General features: G+C 66.8%; 22 protein-coding genes. 5 read left to right on the top strand and 17 right to left on the bottom strand.

The window, feature by feature from the left end; translation table 11 throughout:
* Positions 1-127: 127 nt before the first annotated feature.
* From cobK to cobM, 17 genes are read right to left on the bottom strand one after another with little or no spacing between them, the layout of a single operon-like run.
* Complete coding sequence (cobK, locus tag CSV91_RS02720) at positions 128-901, bottom strand: precorrin-6A reductase (RefSeq protein WP_099431709.1); 774 nt, start codon at positions 899-901, stop codon at positions 128-130.
* Positions 898-1,539 (bottom strand): precorrin-8X methylmutase, encoded by a 642-nt coding sequence (locus CSV91_RS02715; RefSeq protein ID WP_099431708.1) that lies wholly within the window; start codon positions 1,537-1,539, stop codon positions 898-900. The genes cobK and CSV91_RS02715 overlap by 4 nt, the downstream gene beginning before the upstream one ends.
* Positions 1,540-2,055, bottom strand: coding sequence for a cob(I)yrinic acid a,c-diamide adenosyltransferase (locus tag CSV91_RS02710; protein ID WP_099431707.1), 516 nt, complete (start codon positions 2,053-2,055; stop codon positions 1,540-1,542).
* A complete protein-coding gene (locus CSV91_RS02705; RefSeq protein ID WP_232049544.1) occupies positions 2,052-3,551 on the bottom strand; it encodes a cobyric acid synthase in 1,500 nt (499 codons plus the stop codon). Before CSV91_RS02705 ends, CSV91_RS02710 begins: the two co-directional genes overlap by 4 nt.
* On the bottom strand, positions 3,544-4,767 hold the full coding sequence (locus CSV91_RS02700) for a pyridoxal phosphate-dependent aminotransferase (RefSeq protein WP_157757977.1): 1,224 nt from the start codon (positions 4,765-4,767) through the stop codon (positions 3,544-3,546). Before CSV91_RS02700 ends, CSV91_RS02705 begins: the two co-directional genes overlap by 8 nt.
* Positions 4,764-5,738, bottom strand: coding sequence for an adenosylcobinamide-phosphate synthase CbiB (cbiB, locus tag CSV91_RS02695; protein ID WP_099431704.1), 975 nt, complete (start codon positions 5,736-5,738; stop codon positions 4,764-4,766). Before cbiB ends, CSV91_RS02700 begins: the two co-directional genes overlap by 4 nt.
* Positions 5,738-6,802: a histidine phosphatase family protein gene (locus CSV91_RS02690; RefSeq protein WP_232049543.1), complete on the bottom strand. Its 1,065-nt coding sequence runs from the start codon at positions 6,800-6,802 to the stop codon at positions 5,738-5,740. The genes cbiB and CSV91_RS02690 overlap by 1 nt, the downstream gene beginning before the upstream one ends.
* Positions 6,736-7,503, bottom strand: a complete 768-nt coding sequence (locus CSV91_RS02685; protein WP_157757976.1) for an adenosylcobinamide-GDP ribazoletransferase — start codon at positions 7,501-7,503, stop codon at positions 6,736-6,738. The genes CSV91_RS02690 and CSV91_RS02685 overlap by 67 nt, the downstream gene beginning before the upstream one ends.
* Positions 7,500-8,048 (bottom strand): bifunctional adenosylcobinamide kinase/adenosylcobinamide-phosphate guanylyltransferase, encoded by a 549-nt coding sequence (locus tag CSV91_RS02680; protein WP_099432767.1) that lies wholly within the window; start codon positions 8,046-8,048, stop codon positions 7,500-7,502. Before CSV91_RS02680 ends, CSV91_RS02685 begins: the two co-directional genes overlap by 4 nt.
* Positions 8,045-9,187: a nicotinate-nucleotide--dimethylbenzimidazole phosphoribosyltransferase gene (gene cobT, locus CSV91_RS02675; RefSeq protein WP_099431701.1), complete on the bottom strand. Its 1,143-nt coding sequence runs from the start codon at positions 9,185-9,187 to the stop codon at positions 8,045-8,047. The genes CSV91_RS02680 and cobT overlap by 4 nt, the downstream gene beginning before the upstream one ends.
* Positions 9,180-10,562 carry a cobyrinate a,c-diamide synthase gene (locus tag CSV91_RS02670; RefSeq protein ID WP_232049542.1) on the bottom strand — a complete coding sequence of 461 codons (1,383 nt, stop codon included), beginning with the start codon at positions 10,560-10,562 and terminating at the stop codon, positions 9,180-9,182. Before CSV91_RS02670 ends, cobT begins: the two co-directional genes overlap by 8 nt.
* Positions 10,559-12,031, bottom strand: a complete 1,473-nt coding sequence (cbiE, locus tag CSV91_RS02665) for a precorrin-6y C5,15-methyltransferase (decarboxylating) subunit CbiE (RefSeq protein WP_099431700.1) — start codon at positions 12,029-12,031, stop codon at positions 10,559-10,561. The genes CSV91_RS02670 and cbiE overlap by 4 nt, the downstream gene beginning before the upstream one ends.
* Positions 12,019-12,762, bottom strand: coding sequence for a precorrin-3B C(17)-methyltransferase (gene cobJ, locus CSV91_RS02660; RefSeq protein WP_099431699.1), 744 nt, complete (start codon positions 12,760-12,762; stop codon positions 12,019-12,021). The genes cbiE and cobJ overlap by 13 nt, the downstream gene beginning before the upstream one ends.
* The gene (locus CSV91_RS02655) at positions 12,762-13,895 is read right to left on the bottom strand and encodes a cobalt-precorrin 5A hydrolase (protein WP_099431698.1); all 1,134 of its coding nucleotides are present in this window, start codon (positions 13,893-13,895) and stop codon (positions 12,762-12,764) included. Before CSV91_RS02655 ends, cobJ begins: the two co-directional genes overlap by 1 nt.
* Entirely contained in the window at positions 13,896-14,615 is a 720-nt protein-coding gene (gene cobI / locus CSV91_RS02650; RefSeq protein WP_197736841.1) for a precorrin-2 C(20)-methyltransferase, read from the bottom strand.
* The gene (cbiD, locus tag CSV91_RS02645; protein ID WP_232049541.1) at positions 14,578-15,762 is read right to left on the bottom strand and encodes a cobalt-precorrin-5B (C(1))-methyltransferase CbiD; all 1,185 of its coding nucleotides are present in this window, start codon (positions 15,760-15,762) and stop codon (positions 14,578-14,580) included. Before cbiD ends, cobI begins: the two co-directional genes overlap by 38 nt.
* Before the next feature lies 1 nt (position 15,763).
* The gene (gene cobM, locus CSV91_RS02640; RefSeq protein ID WP_022094563.1) at positions 15,764-16,555 is read right to left on the bottom strand and encodes a precorrin-4 C(11)-methyltransferase; all 792 of its coding nucleotides are present in this window, start codon (positions 16,553-16,555) and stop codon (positions 15,764-15,766) included.
* 458 nt (positions 16,556-17,013) lie between these two features.
* Between cobM and CSV91_RS02635 the strand changes: the two genes are divergently transcribed.
* The 5 genes from CSV91_RS02635 to CSV91_RS02615 all read left to right on the top strand — a co-directional run bounded on the left by CSV91_RS02635 (position 17,014) and on the right by CSV91_RS02615 (position 22,556).
* The gene (locus CSV91_RS02635; RefSeq protein WP_099431696.1) at positions 17,014-17,940 is read left to right on the top strand and encodes a sirohydrochlorin cobaltochelatase; all 927 of its coding nucleotides are present in this window, start codon (positions 17,014-17,016) and stop codon (positions 17,938-17,940) included.
* 144 nt (positions 17,941-18,084) lie between these two features.
* Positions 18,085-18,618 carry a hypothetical protein gene (locus CSV91_RS02630; protein ID WP_099431695.1) on the top strand — a complete coding sequence of 178 codons (534 nt, stop codon included), beginning with the start codon at positions 18,085-18,087 and terminating at the stop codon, positions 18,616-18,618.
* Between the two features lie 4 nt (positions 18,619-18,622).
* Complete coding sequence (locus CSV91_RS02625) at positions 18,623-20,194, top strand: ABC transporter substrate-binding protein (protein WP_147579369.1); 1,572 nt, start codon at positions 18,623-18,625, stop codon at positions 20,192-20,194.
* Between the two features lie 22 nt (positions 20,195-20,216).
* The gene (locus CSV91_RS02620; RefSeq protein ID WP_099431693.1) at positions 20,217-21,239 is read left to right on the top strand and encodes a FecCD family ABC transporter permease; all 1,023 of its coding nucleotides are present in this window, start codon (positions 20,217-20,219) and stop codon (positions 21,237-21,239) included.
* Positions 21,240-22,556, top strand: a complete 1,317-nt coding sequence (locus CSV91_RS02615; protein ID WP_099431692.1) for an ABC transporter ATP-binding protein — start codon at positions 21,240-21,242, stop codon at positions 22,554-22,556.
* Positions 22,557-22,560: the final 4 nt, after the last annotated feature.

The following is a 22,560-nucleotide window of genomic DNA, read 5'->3' as shown; positions in this document are numbered from 1 at the left end:
TGAAGGGCTGTTTGCGCCAGTTCCGGGCGTCGTCCTCGAGCTATTGGCGGATGACGGGCTTGTACGGGTCGAGCTTGCTCGAGGCGATCCTCCTCGCGGGCGGGAGGGCGCTAGGCGCGGCGAGCGCCTAGCGCACGAACTCCCGTAAGAGCGCGTGTTCCACTTCCCGAAGCGAAAGGGCCCCGCTTCCCTCGGCGGGACGGGTGACCACGATGCAGCGCGCTCCCACGTCATGCGCGGCGGCGAGCTTCTCGGCCGTGCCGCCTACGGTTCCCGAGTCCTTGGTCACAAGCCACTGGGCGCCCACCTGCCGAAGCATCGCCTCATTGAGCTCGCGGGTGAAGGGCCCCTGCATGCCGATGACGTGCGACGGCGAAAAACCCGCGTCGATGCACTTCGTTATAGCACCGGGCAGCGGGAGCACACGCACGAAGAAGCGCTCCGCGAAATCGGCGACGCTCGTGTAGGGAGCAAGCTCCTTGCTCCCCGTCGTGAGAAGCGCGCGACCCGGGTTCTCGGAGAGAAAGCGCGCCGCGCAGGCGATCGACGCGACCGACACGACGCCTTTGGGCAGCGCCTCGACCGGGCGCGCAAGGCGCAGGCATCGTGCACCCACGGAGAGCGAAGCGGCCCGGATGTTGCCACTTGCGAGCGTAGCGAAGGGGTGCGTGGCGTCGACAACGATGCGCGCGCCGGAAAGCTCGCGCTCCATGTCAGCCTCGTCGAGCCTGCCCGCATGCACTTCGATGCCTGGAAGCTCGCCCAAAAGCTCGCCTCCGTACTCGGTTGCCGCATAGGCACGGGCGGGGATGCCCGCCCCGCTCGCCCATTCGCACAGAAGGCGGCCCTCGGTGGTGCCGGCGAAGATGCGCAGCGCCGGCGCGGATGCGGGCGCCGTCACTTAGGGCCGCCTGGGCGCGTGATCTGGTAGAGCAGCGCGTTCATAATGGCGGCCGCCACGGTCGAGCCGCCCTTGCGACCCCTCGCGACGATGGCCGGCACGCGTCGCGCGAGTAACTCCTCTTTCGCCTCGACCACGTTCACAAACCCGACCGGCACCCCAACGACGAGCGCGGGCGCGATCTTCCCCGCGTCCATGAGCTCGGCGAGGCGCAGAAGTGCCGTGGGAGCGTTGCCGACTGCCACGATGAGTGGACCCTCGATGCCGCTAGCTTTGTCCATGCTCGCAACGGCGCGAGTCGTGCCCGCGGCACGCGCCGTTGCGGCGACATCAGGGTCGGCCATGTAGCACACGGCCTTGCAGCCGAGCTTCGCGAGCGCGTGCTTGCTTATGCCTGCGAGCGCCATGTTCGTGTCGGTGAGCACCGTGGCCCCTGCGCGCAGTGCGTCGAGCGCACAGTGCGCGGCGTCATGGGTGAACACAAGGGAATCGGCGTACGAGAAGTCGGCAGTGGTGTGGATGACGCGCTTCACGACGGGCTCTTCGAGCGGCGGGAACGTGCGCCCGCCGAGCTCTTCGGTGATGATCTCGAAGCTGCGCCGCTCGATGTCGCCGGGCGCCATCTCCTTGGAATCCATCTAGTACTCCACTCCTTCCCTTGCACATATCCCCTGAGCGTAGGGGTGTTTCTCGCACCGCATCTCGGTTATGTAGTCGGCCTTCTCCACGATCTTACGGGAAGGCGCGCGCCCGGTGAGCGCTACTTCGACGCCGCGCGCGGACATATCGAGCGCGCGGTCCACGAGCGCCTCGTCGACAAGCCCCTTCGAAAGCGCGTCGAGCGCCTCGTCAAGCACGAGCAGCCCCTCCTGAGCGTCCTCGAACTCGGCGAGCGCGGAAGCGAGGTTCCCATCGTGCAGCTCGCACGTCGCGGCAAGTTCTTCCGACGTCATTGACCAGGTAAACTTGTCCGACACCTTCCCCGCGAACACGGGCACGCCGAAATGCTCGGCGAGCAGGCGCACCTCCCCGCTTTCGCCGTCTTTCAGGAACTGCACGACGACGACGCGGCGGCCTGCGGCGAGCATGCGAAGGGCGAGGCCCATCGCCGCCGTGGTCTTGCCTTTGCCGTCGCCATGATACACGTGGATCATACGCCCTCCTCGATAATGCGGTAGAAATACTCCATGTCGAGTGCCCCGCGCACGACGTCGGCCAGGCGGTCGAACTCGCGCGCACGGTGATCGGCCGCGGACGCTGCGCCCGCAGCACCCACGACGCTCTCGGGCAGGCCGCGCATGCGCGCGAGCGAGCGCGCGAGGGCGAGCGCCACCCCCGGTTCGTCGAACAGACCGTGGAGATAGGTTCCGAACACGTTTCCGCAGGCCGCGCCTTCTGGTTTGCCGCCAATCGTACCCGCAGGGGCGCAGGAGACGGTCGTTTCGCCGTCGTGAATCTCGTACCCGCGCGCCGTCATGCCGTTCCACACCGAGAACGCGCCTTGGGCGCCCGTGATGCGCAGCTCCGACTGGGCGAGGCGCTTTTCCTCCTTGAACACCGTACTTGCAGGGATGAGCCCGAGCCCGCGCGCGGTGCCAGCGCCTTCCCTGCCGTGCGGGTCGGAAAGCTCGTCTCCCAAAAGCTGGTAGCCTCCGCATATGCCGAGCACCGGCGTACCCGCGCCCGAAAGCGCGCGTACACAGGCTCCGATGCCGCTAGCCGCAAGCCAGCGCGCGTCGTCGAGCGTGGCCTTCGAGCCGGGAAGCACCACCAGGTCGGGTCGGCCCAGATCGGTCGTCGAGGAAACGTAGCGCACGCCCATGCCAGGCACGCGCGAAAGCGGGTCGAAGTCGGTGAAGTTCGACAGATGCGGAAGGCGCACGACGGCGACGTCGATGACACCGCGCGCCTCGCGGGCAGATAGGCGCGGCGCGAGCGAGTCCTCGTCGTCCAGGTCGAGCGTAAGATACGGCACGACCCCCACGACGGGAACCCCGCACATCTTCTCGAGCGGGGCCAAACCCGGGCGCAGGATTTCCACATCGCCGCGGAACTTGTTCACCAAAAGCCCCCGCAAAAGCGCGCGATCCTCGGGCGCAAAGAGCGCGACCGTGCCGTAGAGCTGGGCAAACACCCCGCCTGGGTCGATGTCGCCCACGAGCAGCACGGGGGAGGACACGGCGCGCGCGAGCCCCATGTTGACGATGTCGTTTTCGGAAAGGTTGATTTCGGCGGGGCTGCCGGCGCCCTCGATGACGATGACGTCGTTTTCCTCCGCGAGCGAATCGAACGCCTCCAAAATCTGCGGCATGAGCGCCTTCTTTCGCGCGAAGTAGTCCCTCGCAGCGAAGGCTCCCTGCGCCTTGCCGGCCACGATGAGCTGGCTTCGGTGGTCGCTTTCGGGCTTGAGCAGGATGGGGTTCATGCGCACGTCGGGCGCGATGCCGCACGCCTCGGCCTGCATGATCTGGGCGCGCCCCATCTCGAGCCCGTCGGCCGTGACACCGCTGTTGAGCGCCATGTTCTGGCTCTTGAAGGGAGTCACGCGCAGGCCGTCCTGCAAAAGCACACGGCACAGCCCAGCCGCAAGCAGGCTCTTCCCCGCGTTCGACATGGTGCCCTGGATCATGATGGGCTTCGCCCTACCCACGGGTATCGACCTCCTTCGCCGAGCCTCGGCCATCCGCGCCCGCCATAGCGCCGCTGCAAGAAGCGCCGCCCCGTTCGTCGGGTTCGCCTTCGCCCGATGCACCTTCCGCCCGAAGCGCGCGACTGAACGCCATCGCAAGCCGGGCATTCTCCTTGCGCGTGCGCACCGCGACGCGGCACCAGAAGCGGGACAGTACCGAAAACGAGTCGCACGTGCGGACCAAAACCCCCTGTTTATACAGGCGCTCGGGGATGTCTTTCGCCGGCGTGCGGACTAAAAGGAAGTTCGCATCCGACGGCACGACGGAAAGCCCGAGCGAGGAGAGCTCGTGAGAAAGCCACGCTCGCTCGCCCGCCAATACATCGCGCGTGCGCGAGACGTATTCGACGTCTTCCAGGGCGGCGATGCCCGCGGCCTCGGCGACCGAGGAGACGGGCCACGCCTGCCCCGCCCGACGAATCCCCTCGATGAGTTGGGCGTTTCCGCTAATCAGATATCCCAACCGCAACCCCGCCATTCCGTAGAGCTTGGTGAACGCGGAGAGCACGGCCACATGGCGCGAACACGCGGCGCGTGCGGCCACGCTCCTTTCGCGGGCGTCGGGCGCAAATCCGAGGAAGCACTCGTCCACGACGAGCAGCGCGCCCACCTGCTCGCAGCGGCAAGCCGCGGCATCGATCACGCGGGGGTCGACGAGGCGCCCCGTCGGGTTGTTCGGATTGCAGAGGTACGCCACGTCTCCCGGCCCCTCAATCGCGCGGGCGAAGGAGGCGGGAACGTCGAAGTCGTCCGCTTCGGAGAGCGGGAACTCCTGCACGCATGCGCCGTAGTACGATGCCGCCTCCGCATATTCAGAGAACGTCGGCGCGCACACGACGATGCGTTTCGGGCGCACCGCCGCGGCGAGCCGCCAGATGATGTCGGACGCGCCCGCGCCGCAGACGATAGTATCTTCGGGAATGCCCTGGGCGCGCGATAGGGCGCGAACAAGAGCGAGGCTTTCCCTATCGGGGTAGGCGTCGATTCGAGAAAGCGCCTTGCAAGCTGCGGCGACGGCACGCGGCGAGGGGCCTGCCGGATTTACGTTCACCGAGAAGTCGATGAGGTCGGAGGCACCTCCTTCGCAAGCGATGCCGAGCGATTGCGTGCTACCCCCATGCGCACGGGCACGCAGGAGTCCCCCGGCATCCCGGGACGCGGCGTGGTCTTCCCTCATGCCATCGCCCCCACGGCGAGCACGACCGCCGCGCGCGCGGCGCCGAAGACGACGAGCGCGCATACGGACGCGGCGAGCATGAGCCTCGTCGCCCGGGCGATGTCGCCCCACTCGATTTCACGGGACGCGTCGCCTATCGTCGGTTTCTCAACGAGCTTGCCGAAATACACCGCGGGCCCTGCCAGGCGCAGCCCGAGCGCGCCCGCGCACGCTGACTCGGTCTGTGCCGCGTTCGGGCTCGCATGGCGACGCCTGTCGCGGCGCCAGATGCGCGCCGCCCCGCGCGCGTCGAGCCCGACGATCGGGCACACGGCGATCATGAGCAGGGCCGATAAGCGCGAGGGAATCCAGTTCACCGCATCGTCAAGGCGCGCCGAGGCGCAGCCGAAGTCGATGTAGCGCTCGTTTTTGTAGCCCACCATGCTGTCGAGCGTGTTCACCGCCTTGTACGCCATGCCCAAGGGCGCACCCCCGATCATAAGGTAGAAAAGCGGCGCGATGACGCCGTCGCTCGCGTTCTCCGCCACCGTTTCCACGGCGGCGCGCGCGACGCCCTGCTCGTCGAGAACAGACGTGTCGCGTCCCACGATGAGCCCGACGGCTTCGCGCGCCGCGACAAGGCCGCCCTTCGAGAACGCGCGGGCCACGGCCAGGCTCTGGCGGCGCAGCTCGCATGCCGCGAGAATCTGATAGCTCGCCCATGCCTCGGCCACGAAGCGCAAGCCGGAGTGAACCATGCCGCAAAGATGCAGGATTCCCCAGGTCAAAAGCCCACACGCAAGCGGAAGCGCCACGGAGAGCACAAGCCCTGCGGCGCGCGCGCCCGCGGACGTTTGCGGGAATGCGCGCCGCAGGCGGCCTTCGGCCCACGTGATCGCGCGCCCCATGGCGACGACGGGATGGGGAAACCAGCGCGGGTCGCCGAATGCAAGGTCGGCCGCGAACCCGGCGGCGACGGCAAGAATCGTCATCACTGGGCATCGCCCCCCGAAGCGGGGCGAACGTCGCGAAGGCAGCGTCCATCCCAGGTGGCGGCCCATGCGCCGCCTGGCTCGGTATGCACGTCGAAGTATCCCATTTTCGGGACAGCGAGCTCGGAGAGCAGCGCTTTCACGGTACCAGCGTGAACGACGAAGACGGCGCGCCCACCTCCCTGGGCGCGCTCCGATTCGCACGCCTCCCGAAACGCCGCGACGACACGGCGGGTGAAATCGCTCTTGCCCTCGCCATGCGGGCAGCGCGTCTCGCACCAGGAGTCTACCCAGGCGCGGTAGCGCGCATCCTCTTTAAGCTCGGCGGCGTTTCGCCCCTCGAAGTCGCCGAAATCCATCTCGCGCAGACCGGGGCACGCTATAAGCTCAGCGTTCGGGAAGAGGATGCGCGCCGTCTGGTCGGTGCGGGCCATGCCGCTCGTGATAACACGGAACACATCACGATCGCACGCGAGGTCGTCCAAAGCGCGCTCGCCCGCGCTCGACAGGGGCTCGTCGGTGCCCGCCCCGCTGTAGCGATGGTCTTCCGTGCCCGCCGTGGCACCATGGCGCACGAAGACGACTTCCAAAGACGCGCCCGCGCCCTGCGTCCTTCGAGGCGCATCGGTAAGGTTTCCTTTGATGACCTGGGGCATCCCACACGTCATGCGCACGACGACGTCGGCGCGCGCAGCGAGCGCGCATCCCAGGCGCCCCGCGCGCTCGCGCCATTGGGCGTCTTCCGCACGCATGGGAACGACCCCCGAACCGACCAAGGGCAGAATCACTACGTCGAAGCCGATCAGCCGCTCGAGCGCCCGGTCAGCGTCGAGCGCTCGTACGAGTTCCTCTGCACGGTACGCGACGCGACCGGCAAAAGCCGCGGGCACGCCGCCCTCCGCAAACTGCACCGCGTCGACGAAATCGTCTGCCGCGAACCCGAGCTTTTCGCGCACGAAGGTCCTCTTCCCCGAATGTGCGCCACCTACCACGAGCATCATAGGAGCATGCCCCCCGCCACTAGCATGGCAAGCATCGCGAGCTCGGCCCATTGCAGAAACCATCCGGCCAAATCCCCCGTCACCCCACCGAAGCGGGACAGGGCAACATGGCGGTACCACGCGAGCGCCAAAATCCCCGCCACCGCCATAAGGGCGCCGACGGCCCGAGCGCACGCAACCATCCCTGCAGCCGAAGCCGCAGCGAAAGCGCAAAGCGGCACGACGATCGCCGCGCGCTTCTTCGCAGGCGAGAGCCCCGCGGCCATGCCGTCCGCCCGCGCGGCAGGCCAGCATTCAACGGCAAGCCCCGAAAGCGCGCGGGAGAACACAAGCGAGCACAGAAGCGCGAGGAACACCCCCGCCGTAAGCGGCAGCGCGGTGAACAGGGAAAACTGCAGAATAAGGTACACAACAACACCGATGACCCCGAAGGCGCCCGCCCGCGGGTCGTGCATGATCTCGAGCTTTCGCTCGCGCGGGGCCCAACTTGCAAGCGCATCGGAGGTGTCGCAGAGCCCGTCTAGGTGGATGCCTCCCGTCACCGCCACAGGCAGCGCCACGAACACGGCCGCGACGATGGTCGCGGGCACGCCGAGCAGGTTCGCAACGTGTCCCCATGCCGTCATGAGGAAGCCTTCCGCAAGGCCCACCAGGGGAAACGCGGCAAGCGCATGGGTTGACCCGAAATCGGTCCAGGCCGATTTCGGGACGGGGATTCGCGAGAACGTTCCGAACGCCGCGCCGATTGCCTCTACTATCTTCACCTTGTAGGTCCTTCGCCTTTCATCCACACGGGAATCCCGCATACCACTTCGACGGCGCGGTCGGCCAGCGCCGCCACGCCCGCGTTCACGCGCGCGAGCGCGCGCCTCCATGCCTCAGTCCCTTCATCGTAGCGCATCCCATCGGCGAACACGTCGACGGTGACCACCACCGTATACGCAGCGGCCTGAGCGAGCCGTTCGATGCCTCCGAGCACCTCGCGCGCCGCAGCGTCGGGGTCACGTGGGGACAAGCCGCCTTCCGCGAAGAGCTCGTTCGCAACCAGGTTGCCCACGTCCTCCAAAAGAAGCGTGCAGCCGCGCGGAAGTCCGGGCGCTGCGGAGCCCACGTCATGCGTGCGCTCGAGGGTGGAAAACCCCTTGCCCTCGCGCAGCGCCCGATGGCGCGCGATGCGGCGGGCGCCCTCTTCCCCGAAGGGCTCCATCGTTGCCAGGTACACGCGAGGGCCGTCGTGCCCAAGGCACAGGGACTCGGCGTAGGCGCTCTTGCCGCTCGCGGCGGCGCCGATGACGAGCGTCACCGTCATTTCCCGGCCTCGAAATGCTCGTAAGCAGCCATGCCAGTCGCCGTGAACGTCTTACCATCCCGGTACACGCGCAGCGCCGAATCCAGAAGGGGCAGATACGCCATGGCGCCCGCGCCCTCACCCAAGTGCATACCTGCGTCGAGGGGTGCCTTTATGCCGAGCTCGCGAAGGAGCTCCTGGCTTGCGGGTTCGCTTGATGCGTGGGTGCCCACGAGGTAGCCCAAGGCGTTGGGGCACAGGCGCACCGCGCACAGGGCCGCCGTGCAGGATATGACCCCGTCGAGGAGCGCCGGGGCCTTCGAGGCCGCGGCCCCCAGGTAGAAGCCGCACATCGCCGCGATGTCGAAGCCGCCCACCTTCGAGAGCACGTCGATCGGGTCGGCGGGATCGGGCGAGTTCGCGTCGATAGCACGCTCGACCACGTCGCGCTTGCGCGCGAGTGACGCGTCCGAGAGCCCCGCGCCGCGCCCGACGAGGCTCCGCCCGTCCGCCCCGATGAGCACTGCGGCTACCGCCGCCGAGGTGGTCGTGTTGCCGATGCCCATCTCGCCCGCGGCGAGAAGGCGCACGCCGGTGCGGGCAAGCCCGCACGCGACGGCGATTCCGACCTCGATCGCACGCACGGCCCCATCGCGAGACATAGCGGGGCCGTGCGCGATGTTGCCGCTCCCCCGCCGCACGTTCGCGCGCACCATGCGCGCGTCTTCTAAGCCCCGGGCCATACCCACGTCGATGGGCACGACCTCGGCACCCGCGAACGCCGCCATGCGGCAGGCGCTCGTGGCCCCCTCGCACATGTTGCGCGCGACGGCTCGCGTCACGTCTTGCCCACTTTGCGACACGCCTTCGGCAACGACCCCGTTGTCGGAGAAGAATACCGCGAGCGCACGGGGGAATTCGGCCACCACGGCGCTCCCCTGAGCTGCGGCGATACACGCGACGGCGTCTTCAAAGTCGCCCAATCCCCCCAAGGGGTGCGCGATGGAGTCCCACGCGGCGTACGCGGCGGCGCGGGCGCACTCGTCTGCGGGCGCGATCCGGGAGAGCGCGGCTTCGAGCACGGCGCCCGGCGCCGACAAGAACGCGCGCTCGACTTCCTCGCGGATGCAGGCAAGCGCGGTTTCGGTTGCTTCAGCCATGCCGTCTCCTCTCTGCGAACGACGCTGCGGCAGACGCGAACGCGCGCGCAACGTCGGGGTTAGCAGGATAGTACACATGCGGGAAGCCCGCCACCAGGGACGGGGTGGTCGTCATGCACGGCCAGCCCTTGTCGCGCCGGGGCTTCTGCGCCCAGAAGTCGCCACCCGGGCAGGTGGACTGCCAGTAGTGGAACTCGTGCGCGCGAATGCGTGTGCCGCGCGGCCCGTAGAGCCCGTCGCGTTGGGAAGTGAGCTCCACGTACCCGAAATGGGACAGCCTTCCCCCGTTCTCGCTTGCGCCCTCAAGGGCGCCCGCAACAGGCCAACGCCGCCCCTCGCCATCGGCGATTTCGCGCTGCAGGTACAGAAACCCACCGCATTCGGCGACCGTCGGCATGCCGGATTCCACCGCGCGCCGCATTGCCTCGCGCATCGGCGCATTCTCGGAGAGCTGCCGCGCATGGAGCTCCGGGTAGCCGCCCCCCAGATAGAGGGCGCTTGTCCCCCGGGGCAACTCGCTATCACACAGGGGGCTGAAAAAGGCCAGCTCGCAACCCAGGTCCTCGAGCGTGCGCAGGTTCTCCTCGTAGTAGAACGAGAACGCCTCGTCACGCGCGACGGCGACGATGGGCCGCGCTCCCGCGATCGGCTCCAACCGGTAAGGTTCCTCGCGGATATCGGGTGCCGTCGCCGCTATTTCGAGCAAGCGGTCGACGTCGACGCTCTTTTCCACCAGCTCGGCCATCTTGTCGATGCGCGCGGAGAGCTGCTCGACCTCGTCGGCGGTCACAAGCCCCAGATGCCGGCTTTCGAGCGAGAACGCCTCGTCGGCGGGGATATTCCCCAAAACCGCGACGCCCGTGTGCTTCTCGATCGCAGGCGCCGCGTAGGCGCAGGCAGCGGCGCTCGTCTTGTTCAGCACGACGCCGCGCACGTTCGCACAAGGCAGGAACTCGGCGATGCCGCGGATTACGGCGGCGAGCGATAAAGACGCCCCGCGCCCGTTCACCACTAAAACGACCGGCGTTTCCGTGTCGCGCGCAACCTGGTAGCTGCTCGCGTCGGCCACGCCGGGCGCCATGCCGTCGTAGAAGCCCATAACCCCCTCGAGCACCGCGACATCCGCGCCCGCGGCGCCGCGTGCGAGCAGGGCGCGCAGCGTCGGGGCGTCGGTGAAGAAGCCGTCTAAATTGCCCGAGCGCGCACCCACGACGCGGCGATGAAAGAGCGAGTCAATGTAGTCGGGGCCGCATTTGAAAGCCGCGCATGCAAGGCCGCGGCGCGCGAGCGCGCGCAGGAGCGCGCACGTTACCACCGTCTTGCCGCTCCCGCTCGAGGGCGCAGCGACCATGAAGCGCGGGATGGACGTGCTCACCGGGCGCCGCCTTCCCCACCTGCGGCGTTGCAGTTAGCAAGCGAGGCCACCTCAACGGATGGGTTCCCCTCGGCAGAGGGGTCCTCCCCGACAGGCGACTCCGCAAGCGCCCCGACTTCGGCAAGCTCCTCGGCATCTGCGCCCGCACCACGCGCGCTGACGAGGAACACGGGGTTTTGCGCCTTCATAAGATGGTGCGAGCCTACAGCCGTGGCGCGGACGGCCGACACCTGGCACGCCTCGAACCCCTTAAAGCGCGAACCCGAGAGGAGCGCGCAAGCCTCGGTGAGCGTCTCAACGGTGACGCATGGCACGCACAGGCGAACCTGTGAGTTCTTCTCGAGCGCCGCCTCCACGATGGAGGGAAGCTCGCCCGCGCTCCCGCCGACGAACACGGCGTCGGGGACGGGCAGTTTCGCGAGCGCTTCGGGGGCGACACCGGGGACCGCATGCACGTTGCCGCACCCGAATGCATCCGCGTTCTCTCGGATGAGCCGCACACCGGCCGCGTTGCGCTCGACCGCCCATACCGACCCCGCTCGCGCGACGAGCGCCGCCTCGATCGACACGCTCCCCGTGCCGGCGCCGACGTCCCACACGGTGTCGGTCGCGGTAAGGCGCAGCTTCGCGAGCGCGACGGCGCGCACCTCCTGCTTGGTCATGGGAACGTCGCCGCGGATGAAGAGCTCGTCGGGAATGCCCGAGGAAGCGTACGGCCAGCGGGAGCTCGCGGCGCGGGATGCGCCCGCAGAGTCCGCCGCGAAAGAAGCCGCCGCGGGCGCAGACGCGCCGGCCGGCGCCTCGCAGGCTGCGCTAGAGCCCGCAGGCGACCCGGCGCAGCCTGCGAACTCGATAAGCATCACGTTCAAGTCGTCGAACGTCTGACCTGCGATTTCACTTGCGGTCGCGCAGGTGATGCGCTCGTCGGGGTATGACAGGCGCTCGGCAACCGTCACGCGCGCGTCCCCGAAGCCCGCCTGCACAAGCTCGCCCGAAAGCCGCGAGGGGTCTTCCCCGCCCGACGTGGCGAGGAAGAGCTCGCCTGCGCGCTCGGCCTCGGCCACGATGTCGCACGCCACGCCGTGAGCGCTCGCGAAGCGCCAATCCTGCCATGGACGCGCGAGGCGCGCGGCGAGATACGACGCTGAGCTTATGCCGGGAATGACGTGCACGTCCACCTGCGCGTCGCCGGAGAGCGCCTCCACCAGGCGGCGTGCGCCGCTGAACAGCCCCACATCGCCCGTCATCACGACCACGGCGCGCTGCCACGACGCCGCATCGGTGAGCGCGGCGACGATGTCCGCCGTCTTCACGAGCTCGCATCTCACCACGTCGGGCGGCACGTCGATGCCGGCAAGCGCGCGATGAGCGCCGATGACCACGTCGGCGATGTCGATCGCGTCGAGCGCCGCGCGCGAGAGCAAGTCGGGGTTTCCGGGCCCCGCCCCGATGATCGTTACCTTTCGCATGGAATCTCCCGATACCCGCGCGGCGTGACCATACGGCCGCCTACGCGCTTCGTGTCCGCGTTGCCGACGAACACGGTGGTGAACATGTCGGCGTCGATCTCCCCCAGCTCGGAGAGCCTGCACATGCCCGACTGCTGCCCCTCGCGCCCGATGTTGCGTACCCAGCCGCAGAGCGTGTCGGGGGCCTTCCATTCGAGCATAATCTTCGCCGCGCGCGAGAGCCTGTCGGCGCGCTTTCTGCTGCGCGGGTTGTACAAACAGATGCAGAAGTCGGCGCTCGCCACGGCGGCGAGCCTGCGCTCGATGACCTCCCACGGTGTGAGCAGGTCGGAGAGCGACACGACCGCGAAGTCGTGGGCAAGCGGGGCGCCGAGCACCGCCGACCCGCTCTGAGCCGCGGTGGCCCCGGCGATAACTTCCACGTCTACATCGGGGTAGTCCTCCGCAAGCTCCAGCACGGGGCTCGCCATGCCGTACACGCCCGCGTCACCGCTGCACACGAGCGCCACGGCTTCTCCGCTCTGCGCGCGCGAAAGCGCCAGGCGGCACCGTTCGACCTCGTGCATCATCGGCGTCGCGAGATGCGCCGCGTCGGGCACGGCGGCGAGCGCGAGCTCCACGTATTTCGTGTACCCCACAACGATGTCGGCCGCCTCGAGCGCGCGCCGAGCCGCAATCGTCATGCCGTCGGGGCCGCCCGGGCCGATCCCCACCACGAAGAGCTTTCCCATCACCGCTCCTTAAACGAAAGTTCGATAGTTACCTTGGAAAACGCGAAGGTCACGCCGCCGTGAGCGAGCTTCGGGAAGATAAGTTTGCCCCCGTCCGCGAGCGCCGCGCGCTCGCACACGTTGTCGACCCCCACCGTCGCGCGCACGAAATCAGATGGCGAAACGCTGCCTTCGACCTGCGACAACTCCTCTGCGGAATACGTCGCAAGCGGGATATTGCGCGCGCGGCAGAAGGCGAGCAGACCCTCCTCGTGCGCCTTCACGTCGATCGTCGCCGCCTCGCGCACGGCCGAAGGCGAGATACCCGCCTGCCCGCACGCGAGAAGAAACGCCTCCCCGATCGCTTCGGCGCACGCACCGCGACGGCACCCTATGCCCGCAACGATGCAGGGCACGACAAGGCGAAGCGGCTCGGGCGCAGGCGCCTGCGCCCGCACGCCCGCCGGCTTCCCCGTCTCACCGGCGGGCACGACCTCGCCCGTTGTCTCCGCCGCGCGAACGGACGCACCTACATTCGCGCCAGCGAACGGCGACACGACGATATCGGCCCGCGCGCGGTCGGAGGCAATGTCAACCCCCTCAGGCGGCTGTCCCGAAATCGGCATGTCGGAATAGAGCGCCACGCGCCCGCCAGAAAGCAGCCGCGCCGACACTCGCTTGATGGCCTCGGGATTCGAAACGGCGAGCCCCGCACGACGCGCCCACGTATCCACCGCCCACACGCCGCGGACATCGGTCGCCGTGGTGATGACGGGGATGGCCCCTGCCGCGCGTGCCACAGTTTGCGCAAGCTCGTTCGCACCGCCCAAATGCCCCGACAAAAGCGGGACGGCAAAGCGCCCCGCCTCGTCGATCGCCACAACCGCGGGATCGTTTGCCTTCGAGGCGACATGCGGTGCGATCGCCCGCACGGCGATGCCCGCCGCGCCCACGAACAGAAGCGCGTCCGACGCTTCCCACGTGAGCGCCGTCCATGCGCGCAGGTCGGCCTTCCCCTCGCCGAACCCGCGCGAAACGGAAACGTCCCAGCCAGGGTCGTCTTCACCTGTCTGCGCGCAATCGGAAAGCGCGCGTGCGGTGCGCTCCGCCAACGCATACCCCCTCTCAGTGAACGCTATGCAGGAAACCCTCATCTAGCGCACCACCATCGTCGAGAAGTAGCTGCCCCGATCGGGCACATCGTCGAGCGAGCGGTACACGCGCTCGCCCGGAAGCCCACAGTCCTCTACGAGCTCGGCACCGTCGAAGGCGCCCTCCTCGCTAAGGAAGCGCTTCGTGTCCGCAAGCGAGCGGCGCGCCTTCATGACCACCTTCGTCCCCGGCCAGCCGATTGCGCGGCGCACGTCGTCGTAGCCGCCGGGCACGATGTGCAGAGGCGACGACATCTCGGGCGTGAGGTCGCGCTCGAGCGCCGCGGCGACCGCGCAGAAGCTCGGCACGCCGGGAATGGCGCGCGCCTCGAACCCGCGGGCGCGCACGTCGGGCGCTATGCGCTGGAAGGTGGCGTAGATGCTCGGGTCCCCCAGGTTCAGCAGCGCGACGTCGCGGACCGCATCCAGGTGCGCGACAAGCTCGCGAACAAGCGAGGCATGCTCGGCCGCGCGGCGCTCGGCGTCGCGCGTCATCGAGAATCGCACGGGGATCACCGTCTTGCCTGTAAGGTCAACGGCGCCGCGCACGATGTCGAGCGCGACCATGACCCCGTCCGCCGTCTGCGGTGCGGCGATGACCGGACACGATTCGATTGTGCGGACGGCCTTGATCGTGAGCAGCTCGGGGTCGCCAGGCCCCGTGCCCACCCCGTACAGCACACCTTTACTCATACGTCGCCCCCAATTCCCCGATAACTGCATCGGCGCCCGATGTGCGGAAAAGCTCGCGGCGCTCGGCGTCGAACACGACCGCGGCGATGTCGCATGCGCCCGCCGCGCGGCGGCGCAACCTGTCCTCGATTGCCGCAGCGAGCGAGGCGCGCGCAGCGTCCCCCACGCCGGCGGCCTCGATTACCTCGAGCGCCGCCGTGGTCGTGACCGACGACATGATCTCGCGCACGGTCTTCGCGCCCGCGCCGGCCAAGGCCGCGTGGGCGGCCAGAATCTCCGCGCGGCAGTCGGCGGTACGCGAATGGGTGTCCATGATGCCGCCAGCGACCTTCACCAGCTTGCCGATGTGTCCCACAAGAAGGACATTGGTGAATCCCTCGCGAACGCAGCAATCAATCGCATCGCCCACAAAGTTGGAGATGAAGACCACCGGCGCACCGTTTAGGTGGAAATGCCCCGAGATGAACTGCCCGCCGTAGTTGCCGGGCGTGAGCACGACTCCGCGCCGCCCCATAGCCGCATGCTGCCGGATCTCGAGCTCGATGCTGTCGCGCAAGGCAGCGAGGCTGCGCGGCTCGACGATGCCCGTCGTGCCCAGGATGGAGATGCCGCCCTCTATCCCCAGGTGCGGGTTGAAGGTCTTTTCGGCAAGGGAAACGCCCTCGGGAACCGAAATCGTCACAGCAATATTTCCAGAAAAGCCGTGCGCGGCGCACACCTCGCGCACCGCCGAAGTGATCATCGCGCGCGGCGTCGCGTTGATGGCGGCCGCCCCCACCGGCTGCTCGAGCCCGGGCAACGTCACGCGCCCCACGCCCACGCCGCCATCGACGGAAACTTCCGATTCGCGCGTGGGCACGCCCTTGCTGCCCGCAGCGCCCGTGCCCGACCCCGCATGTTCCACGCGCGCGTACACGAGCACGCCGTCGGTCACATCGGCATCGTCGCCTGCGTCCTTTCGCACGGCGCACTGGGCGCACCCCTCGCCGATGCATACGTCGACCACGTCCGTCTCGACGGGCAGCCCGCCGGGCGTGGCGATCGACACGCGGCCGGCGGGCTTTCGTGACAAGAGCATCTCGCAGGCGGCCTTCGCCGCGAGCGCGGCGCAGCTCCCCGTCGTGTAGCCGCAGCGCAGGCGGGTCGTCCCGGTATATATGTAGTGCTCGAAGGCCACGCTAGCTGCTCGCCTTCCGATACCCCGTGGCAAACGAAGGGTCGTAAAGCTTGCTGCGCTCGTACGACTCCGCTTGCGCGCCGTCGTGCGCAAGCCCGCCGCGAGCTCCGAGCACGCGGCCCACCACCACGAGCGCCGTGCGGTCGATGCCCTCTCGCGCGCCCGCATCGGCGAGCGTGCCCACTGTGCAGCGCACCACGCGCTCCTCAGGCCAGGTCGCCTTGTACACGAGCGCCGCCGGCTCGTCGGAGCTGCGGCCCGCGGCCAAAAGCTCGGCGGAAAGCTCGGCGAGCATACCCGAGCTCAGGAAGATGACCATAGTCGAGCCGCTTTCCGCCATGGTGCGCATGCCCTCGCCCGCGGGCATGGGGGTACGTCCGGAAAGCCGCGTGATCACGACCGACTGGCTGATTCCCGGCAGCGTGTATTCCTGGCGAAGCGCCGCCGCGGCACCGCAAAAGCTCGACACGCCGGGCACCACCTCGTAGTCCACGCCGCGCGCGTCGAGCGCGTCCATCTGCTCCTGGATGGCGCCGTACAGGCACGGGTCGCCCGTGTGCAGGCGCACCACTTCCTCGCCCCGCGCATCTGCCGCGCACATCACGTCGAGCACTTCCTCCAAGGTCATGTGCGCGCTGTCGTAGACGATGCAGGATTCCTTGCACTCAGCGAGCAGCTCGGGATTCACAAGGCTTCCCGCCCAAACGACCACGTCGGCCGCGCGCAGAAGGCGCGCCCCGCGCAGCGTGATAAGGTCGGCGGCGCCCGAGCCTGCGCCAACGATATGAATCATCCGAGCCTTCCCTTCCCGTTTCTCATCGCAACCGTTTACGCCGCCATTCGCGCAGCGGGCAAAACACGGCGCCTGCGGCGGCAATCGGCGCAAATACGCAGGCAGGAGGCGCAATGCCGCCCGCCCTGGCTTTGACACGTTCACAAGTGCCCACTATCATAGTAAAAGTTTCGGCAACGAGCATATGACAATCGGATAAAAGGAAATGACCGGCGCGGCGCCCGCACAGCCCGCGCTGGCTTGCGGAGGGAACCAGGTGGGAATCCTGGGCAAGGGACATTACTGTATAGGACGCGCGGGCGAACCGCCTCGCGCCCCAAGCCAGACTGCTTCGCCTTTTCCTCACGGCATCGCCGTGGCGTTAGCTCCTTGTGAACCCCGAGGGGTGCGCTTTTCTTTCGCTTGTGCCGACAAGCAACTGTCGCCGGGGGACCGGCAAACCGAGGAAAGGAAAAACCATGTCCGACCAGATGTCACGCCGCGGCTTCATGGGCGCCGCAGCAACCGGAGCCGTCGCGCTCGCCGGAGTCGCGCTCGCGGGCTGCTCCAACACCTCCGCGAGTTCCGAGAAATCGAGTGAAAAGGAGAAGGCCGTGAAGCCGGTCATCCTCGTCACGAGCTTCGGCACGAGCTACAATGACTCGCGCCACATCACCATCGGCGCCATCGAAGACGCTATCCGCGAGAAGTACTGGCAGGACTACGACATCCGCCGCGCCTTCACCGCGCAGATCATCATCGACAAGCTGAAGAAGCGCGACGGCATCACGATCGACAACATGACCGAGGCGCTCGACCGCTGCGTGGAAGACGGCGTGAAGGAAATCGTCGTGCAGCCGACGCATCTCATGGCTGGCCTGGAATACGCCGACGTGAAAGACGAGCTCGACAAGTACGCCGACAAGTTCGACAAGATCTCGCTCGGCGACCCGCTGCTCACCTCCGACGACGACTACAAGAAGGTGGCCGCAGCCATTAAGGAGAACATGGCGTCCTTCGACGACGGCAAGACGGCGCTGTGCCTCATGGGTCACGGCACCGAAGCCGATTCCAACGCCGACTATGCAAAGATGCAGGAAGTGTTCAAGAACGAGGGCTTGACTCAGTTCTTCGTCGGCACCGTCGAGGCTGAACCGACCTGCGAGGATGTTATCGCCGCCGCGAGCGCCGCGGGGTACAAGAAGGCCGTTCTCGCGCCGTTCATGGTGGTCGCGGGCGACCACGCGAACAACGACATGGCAGACGAGACCGACCCCGACAGCTGGGCTGCGAAGTTCGTGGCCGCCGGCTTCGAAGTGACGTGCCTGCTCCAGGGTCTGGGTCAGAACGCCGCGGTCGACGACATCTACGTCTCGCACGCGGACGACGCCATCGCCAAGCTGTAAACTCGCCGCGCACGGGGGCGCCGGTCGCGTCCCCGTGCAACGGGCATGCGCCTTCCCCGACCGACGGCGCATGCCCGTTGCATTCGCATCCCGCCCGCCCACCGCACGTCGCGGGCGGTCGAAGCGATTGAAAGGAACCCCTCCATGTTGAAGAAAACCCTCGTCTTCGCCCTGTCGGCGGCGCTTCTCGCGTTCTCGCTCGCCGGCTGCGCCGGAAATTCAAGCGACAGCGCAAAGGCAAGCGATACCGATTCCCAGGAAAAGACCGAGCAGGCGGCCGATGCGACCGAGGGCGCAAGCGCTTCCCCCATCACCGCCGACAAGGTGGCCGACGGCACCTATCCGATCACCGTAGATTCCAGCTCGAACATGTTCAGGATTGTGGACGCCCAGCTCATCGTGGAAAACGGCTCCATGCACTGCGTGATGACGCTTTCCGGCACGGGCTACGGCAAGCTCTTCATGGGCACGGGCGACGAGGCTGCCGCCGCGAGCGAGGCCGACTTCATCCCCTATGTGGAAAACGCGGAAGGCAAGTACACCTACGACGTGCCCGTTGATGCGCTCGACGAGGACACCGCCTGTGCCGCGTGGAGTATTAGAAAAGAGCAGTGGTACGACCGCACGCTTGTGTTCGAATCCGTCGGCGTCGATCTACGCGCCGACGCACTGAAGTAACGCCATGCGGTCGATTCTTCCCAAGGGGGAAAACAGGAGGCGCCACGGCATCGCGGCGCGCGCGATCGCCTGCGTTCTCGTCGCCCTGCTCGCGCTTCCCTTCGCGGGGTGCAGTGCGAGCCCGAACGCGACCGGTGGCACGGCGGGCTCTCAGGAATACACTGTGAGTGTTTCGCTTTCCGGCGGGTCAGGGCGCGCAAGCATCGCCTCGCCCACCACAATTGTGAAGGATGGTGACACCTACACCGCGACCATCACCTGGTCGAGTTCGAACTACGACAAGATGACCGTCGACGGCGTGGACTACGCGCCCGTAAACGACGGCGGAAACTCCACGTTCGAGATACCCGTCACGCTCGACGAGGACATTGCCGTGTCGGCCGAGACCGTCGCCATGTCGACGCCGCACACCATCGACTACACGATCCACTTCGACTCATCCACCATGAAGGAGAAATCGGGCGACGAAGCAAGCGGCGGCTCCCCTGCGGTAACGGCTTCAAGCGCCACGGCCGACTTCCACAACGCCGATTTGGGCTGCGGCTGGGAGCCGACGGGGGCGCTTCAGCTTGAATACGCCAAGCACTTCACTGTCGACGAGTTCGAAGGCGGCTTGCGGCTTATCTGCGTGTCGAACGGGGAGCGCTTCCTCGTGGTGCCGCAAGATGCGAAGGTACCTGATGGGTTGAGCTCCGACATCGCGGTCATAAGGCGCCCCGCCGACAAGGTGTACCTCGTGTCGTCGGCAACGATGTGCCTAGTCGACGCGCTCGATGCGAACGACAATATCATCATGTCGGGCACGAAGGCCGACGATTGCTCGGTCGCGGGCTTCAAAAGCGCACTCGAAAGTGGGGCGATCGCCTACGGCGGCAAGTACAGCGCGCCCGACTACGAGCGAATATCGGCCTCGGGCTGCACGCTCGCCATCGAGAACACCATGATCAACCACACGCCCGATGTGAAGGAAAAGCTGCAGAAGCTCGGGCTCGTCGTGCTCACCGAACAGTCGTCGAGCGAGCCCGAAGCACTCGGGCGCGTCGAGTGGATTAAGCTTTTCGGCGTCCTATTCGACAAGGAAGACGAGGCCGCGCACCTGTTCAACGAGCAGAAGGCCCGCGTCGAGCAAACGTCGAGGCTCGCGTCGTCAGGTAAAACCGTGGCGTATTTCTACATTAACTCGAACGGGGCCGCCGTCACGCGGCGGGCGGGCGACTACGTGGCGCAGATGATCGAGCTTGCAGGCGGCAGCTATGCGCTCGATGACGCGCAGACGGCGTCGACGTCAGGTTCGTCAGTAACGCTCGAAATGGAGCGCTTCTACGCGACGGCGAAGGATGCCGACATCATCGTCTACAACGGCACCATCGACGAATCGGTTGCCACCTTGAACGACTTCGTAGGCAAAAACGCGCTATTGTCGCAGTTCAAAGCCGTGAAGAACGGCAACGTCTGGGTCACAAGCGCCGACATGTACCAGCAGATGACTTCCACCGCCGACATTATCGACGAGCTGCACGGGGCGTTCACCGGCGATGACGCGAGCGACTTCCATTATCTGAGGAAGCTCGGCTAGCGCCATGAGAAGCCGGATTTCCATGGCATACGACGAATCGGGGCGCGCCGCGCGGTGTCGCGTCGTGACGGCGCTGCTCGCTGTTGCCCTCATCGTGCTCGTCGGGGCCAACCTGTGCATCGGGAGTGTGCTCGTGCCCGCTGACCACATCCCCGGCATCCTTTCGGGCGGCGCGGCCAATTCCATGGAAAGCCAGGTCATCTGGGAGATTCGCCTGCCGCGCGTGCTTTCAGCCGTGCTTCTCGGCGGGGCACTTTCGCTCTCCGGGTTCCTGCTGCAGACGTTTTTCAACAACCCCATCGCCGATCCGTTCATCTTGGGCGTCTCCTCGGGCGCAAAGTTCGTCGTCGCGCTTACGATGATCGTACTTCTAGGCGCGAACCAGGCCATGTCCTCGCCGGCCATGGTGGCCGCAGCGTTTCTGGGCTCGCTTATCACAATCGGCTTCGTGCTCCTCATCGCACGGCGCATAAATTCCATGGCCATGCTCATCGTGGCGGGTGTCATGGTGGGATACATCTGCTCGGCGGCGACGAACTTCCTCATCGCCTTCGCCGACGACCAGTCCATCGTGAACCTGCACAACTGGTCTTTGGGTAGCTTCTCGGGTTCGAGCTGGGACGACGTGGCGGTCATCGCGGTCGTGGTGATCACCGTGAGCGCATGCGTATTCGCGATATCGAAGCCCCTTTCCGCCTTCCAGCTGGGAGAAACCTACGCGAAAAGCGTCGGCGTGAACGTCGCACGCTTCCGCGTGGTGCTCGTCCTTCTAGCGAGCATGCTCTCCGCCTGCGTGACCGCGTTCGCTGGTCCGGTGTCGTTCGTAGGCATCGCGGTTCCGCATCTCGTGAAGTCGGCGCTAAAGTCGTCGAAGCCCATCCGCGTGATTCCTGCGTGCTTCTTGGGAGGCGCCATCTTCTGCGCGGGCTGCGATTTGATCGCGCGCACGCTGTTCTCTCCCGTCGAGCTTTCCATCAGCGCAGTCACCGCCATCTTCGGCGCGCCGGTGGTTATCGCGCTCATGTTGAAGAAGCGGGTGAGGTAGATGGGGGAATTCGTGCCGCGGCCCAAAATGCTCAGAGGGGACATTCCATGCTTAGACAGTCCTGAGCTCACACGAAAGCGCCAGAAGGCACTTTCGGCTCGTGCGGAACTGCGCGCGGAACGCCTCCTCCGAGCGGAGTCGAACCTCGAAACCCCGGTCGAAACGCAGGCTGACGGAGCGCCGCTTTTCCGCATAAGCGACCTGTCGGCGGGCTACGACAAGAAGGTTGTAGTCGAAGGCGTCGATCTGGAGGTTCGCGCGGGCGACGTCGTGGCGCTCATCGGGCCGAACGGCTCGGGCAAGTCGACCATCTTGAAAACCATCACACGCCATCTAGCACCGCTTGCCGGCGCGGTCGAGCTCGACGGGCGAGAGATTTCCCGATGGAAGACGGCGGAGTTCGCAAGGAACCTTGCCGTTATGCTGACAGATCGCCCCCGGACCGAGCTCCTCACCTGCCGCGATATCGTAGAGGCGGGAAGACATCCCTACACCGGGCGAATGGGCACACTCTCGCCTAACGACCATAGTCGGGTCGACGAGGCCATGAAAACCGCACATGTGGAAGAGCTCGCCGAGCGCGACTTCATGCAGATAAGCGACGGGCAACGCCAGCGCGTCATGCTCGCACGCGCCATCGCGCAGGATCCGCGTGTGCTCGTGCTCGACGAGCCCACGTCGTATCTCGATATCCGCTACCAGATCGACCTGCTGCGAATACTTCGCCACCTTGCGAAATCGCGGAATGTGGCTGTCATCATGTCCATCCACGAACTCGAGCTCGCGCAGAAAAGCGCCGACAAGGTGATTTGCGTGAAAGACGGCCGGGTCTTCCGCGCCGGCGCACCCGAGGACATATTCACGCGCGAGACAATTGGCGAGCTCTACGGCCTTCAACATGGCACCTTCAACGAGCGCTTCGGCAGCGTGGAAATTGGGCGCCCACACGGCGATGCGCACACGTTCGTCATCGCCGGCGCAGGTACGGGGTCGACTGTGTTTCGCCAGCTCATTCGGCAGGGCAAGGCGTTCTACGCGGGCGTTCTGCACGAAGGGGACATCGACTGCGAGCTCGCGCGCGACCTGGCGACGGAATGCGTGGCCGAGCGCGCCTTCGAGCCGATCGGGGATAAAACCATGGCCCGCGCCAAAGAGCTCCTCGTCCACTGCGCGCTCCTTATCGTGTGCCCCGCCGCCTTCGGCACCATAAACGCCCGCAACGCAGAGCTCGTCGAGTTCGCACGCTCGCATGATATCGAGGTCATGCGAGCGTGCGAAGGCGCATCGGAGGATTCCCAATTGGAGTGGGAAGGATAAACTG

Source organism: Collinsella aerofaciens, assembly GCF_002736145.1.
GTDB classification, from domain to species: Bacteria; Actinomycetota; Coriobacteriia; order Coriobacteriales; family Coriobacteriaceae; genus Collinsella; species Collinsella aerofaciens_A.
Note: the sequence above shows the minus strand (reverse complement) of the source record. Positions and strands in the feature narration are given on the sequence as shown.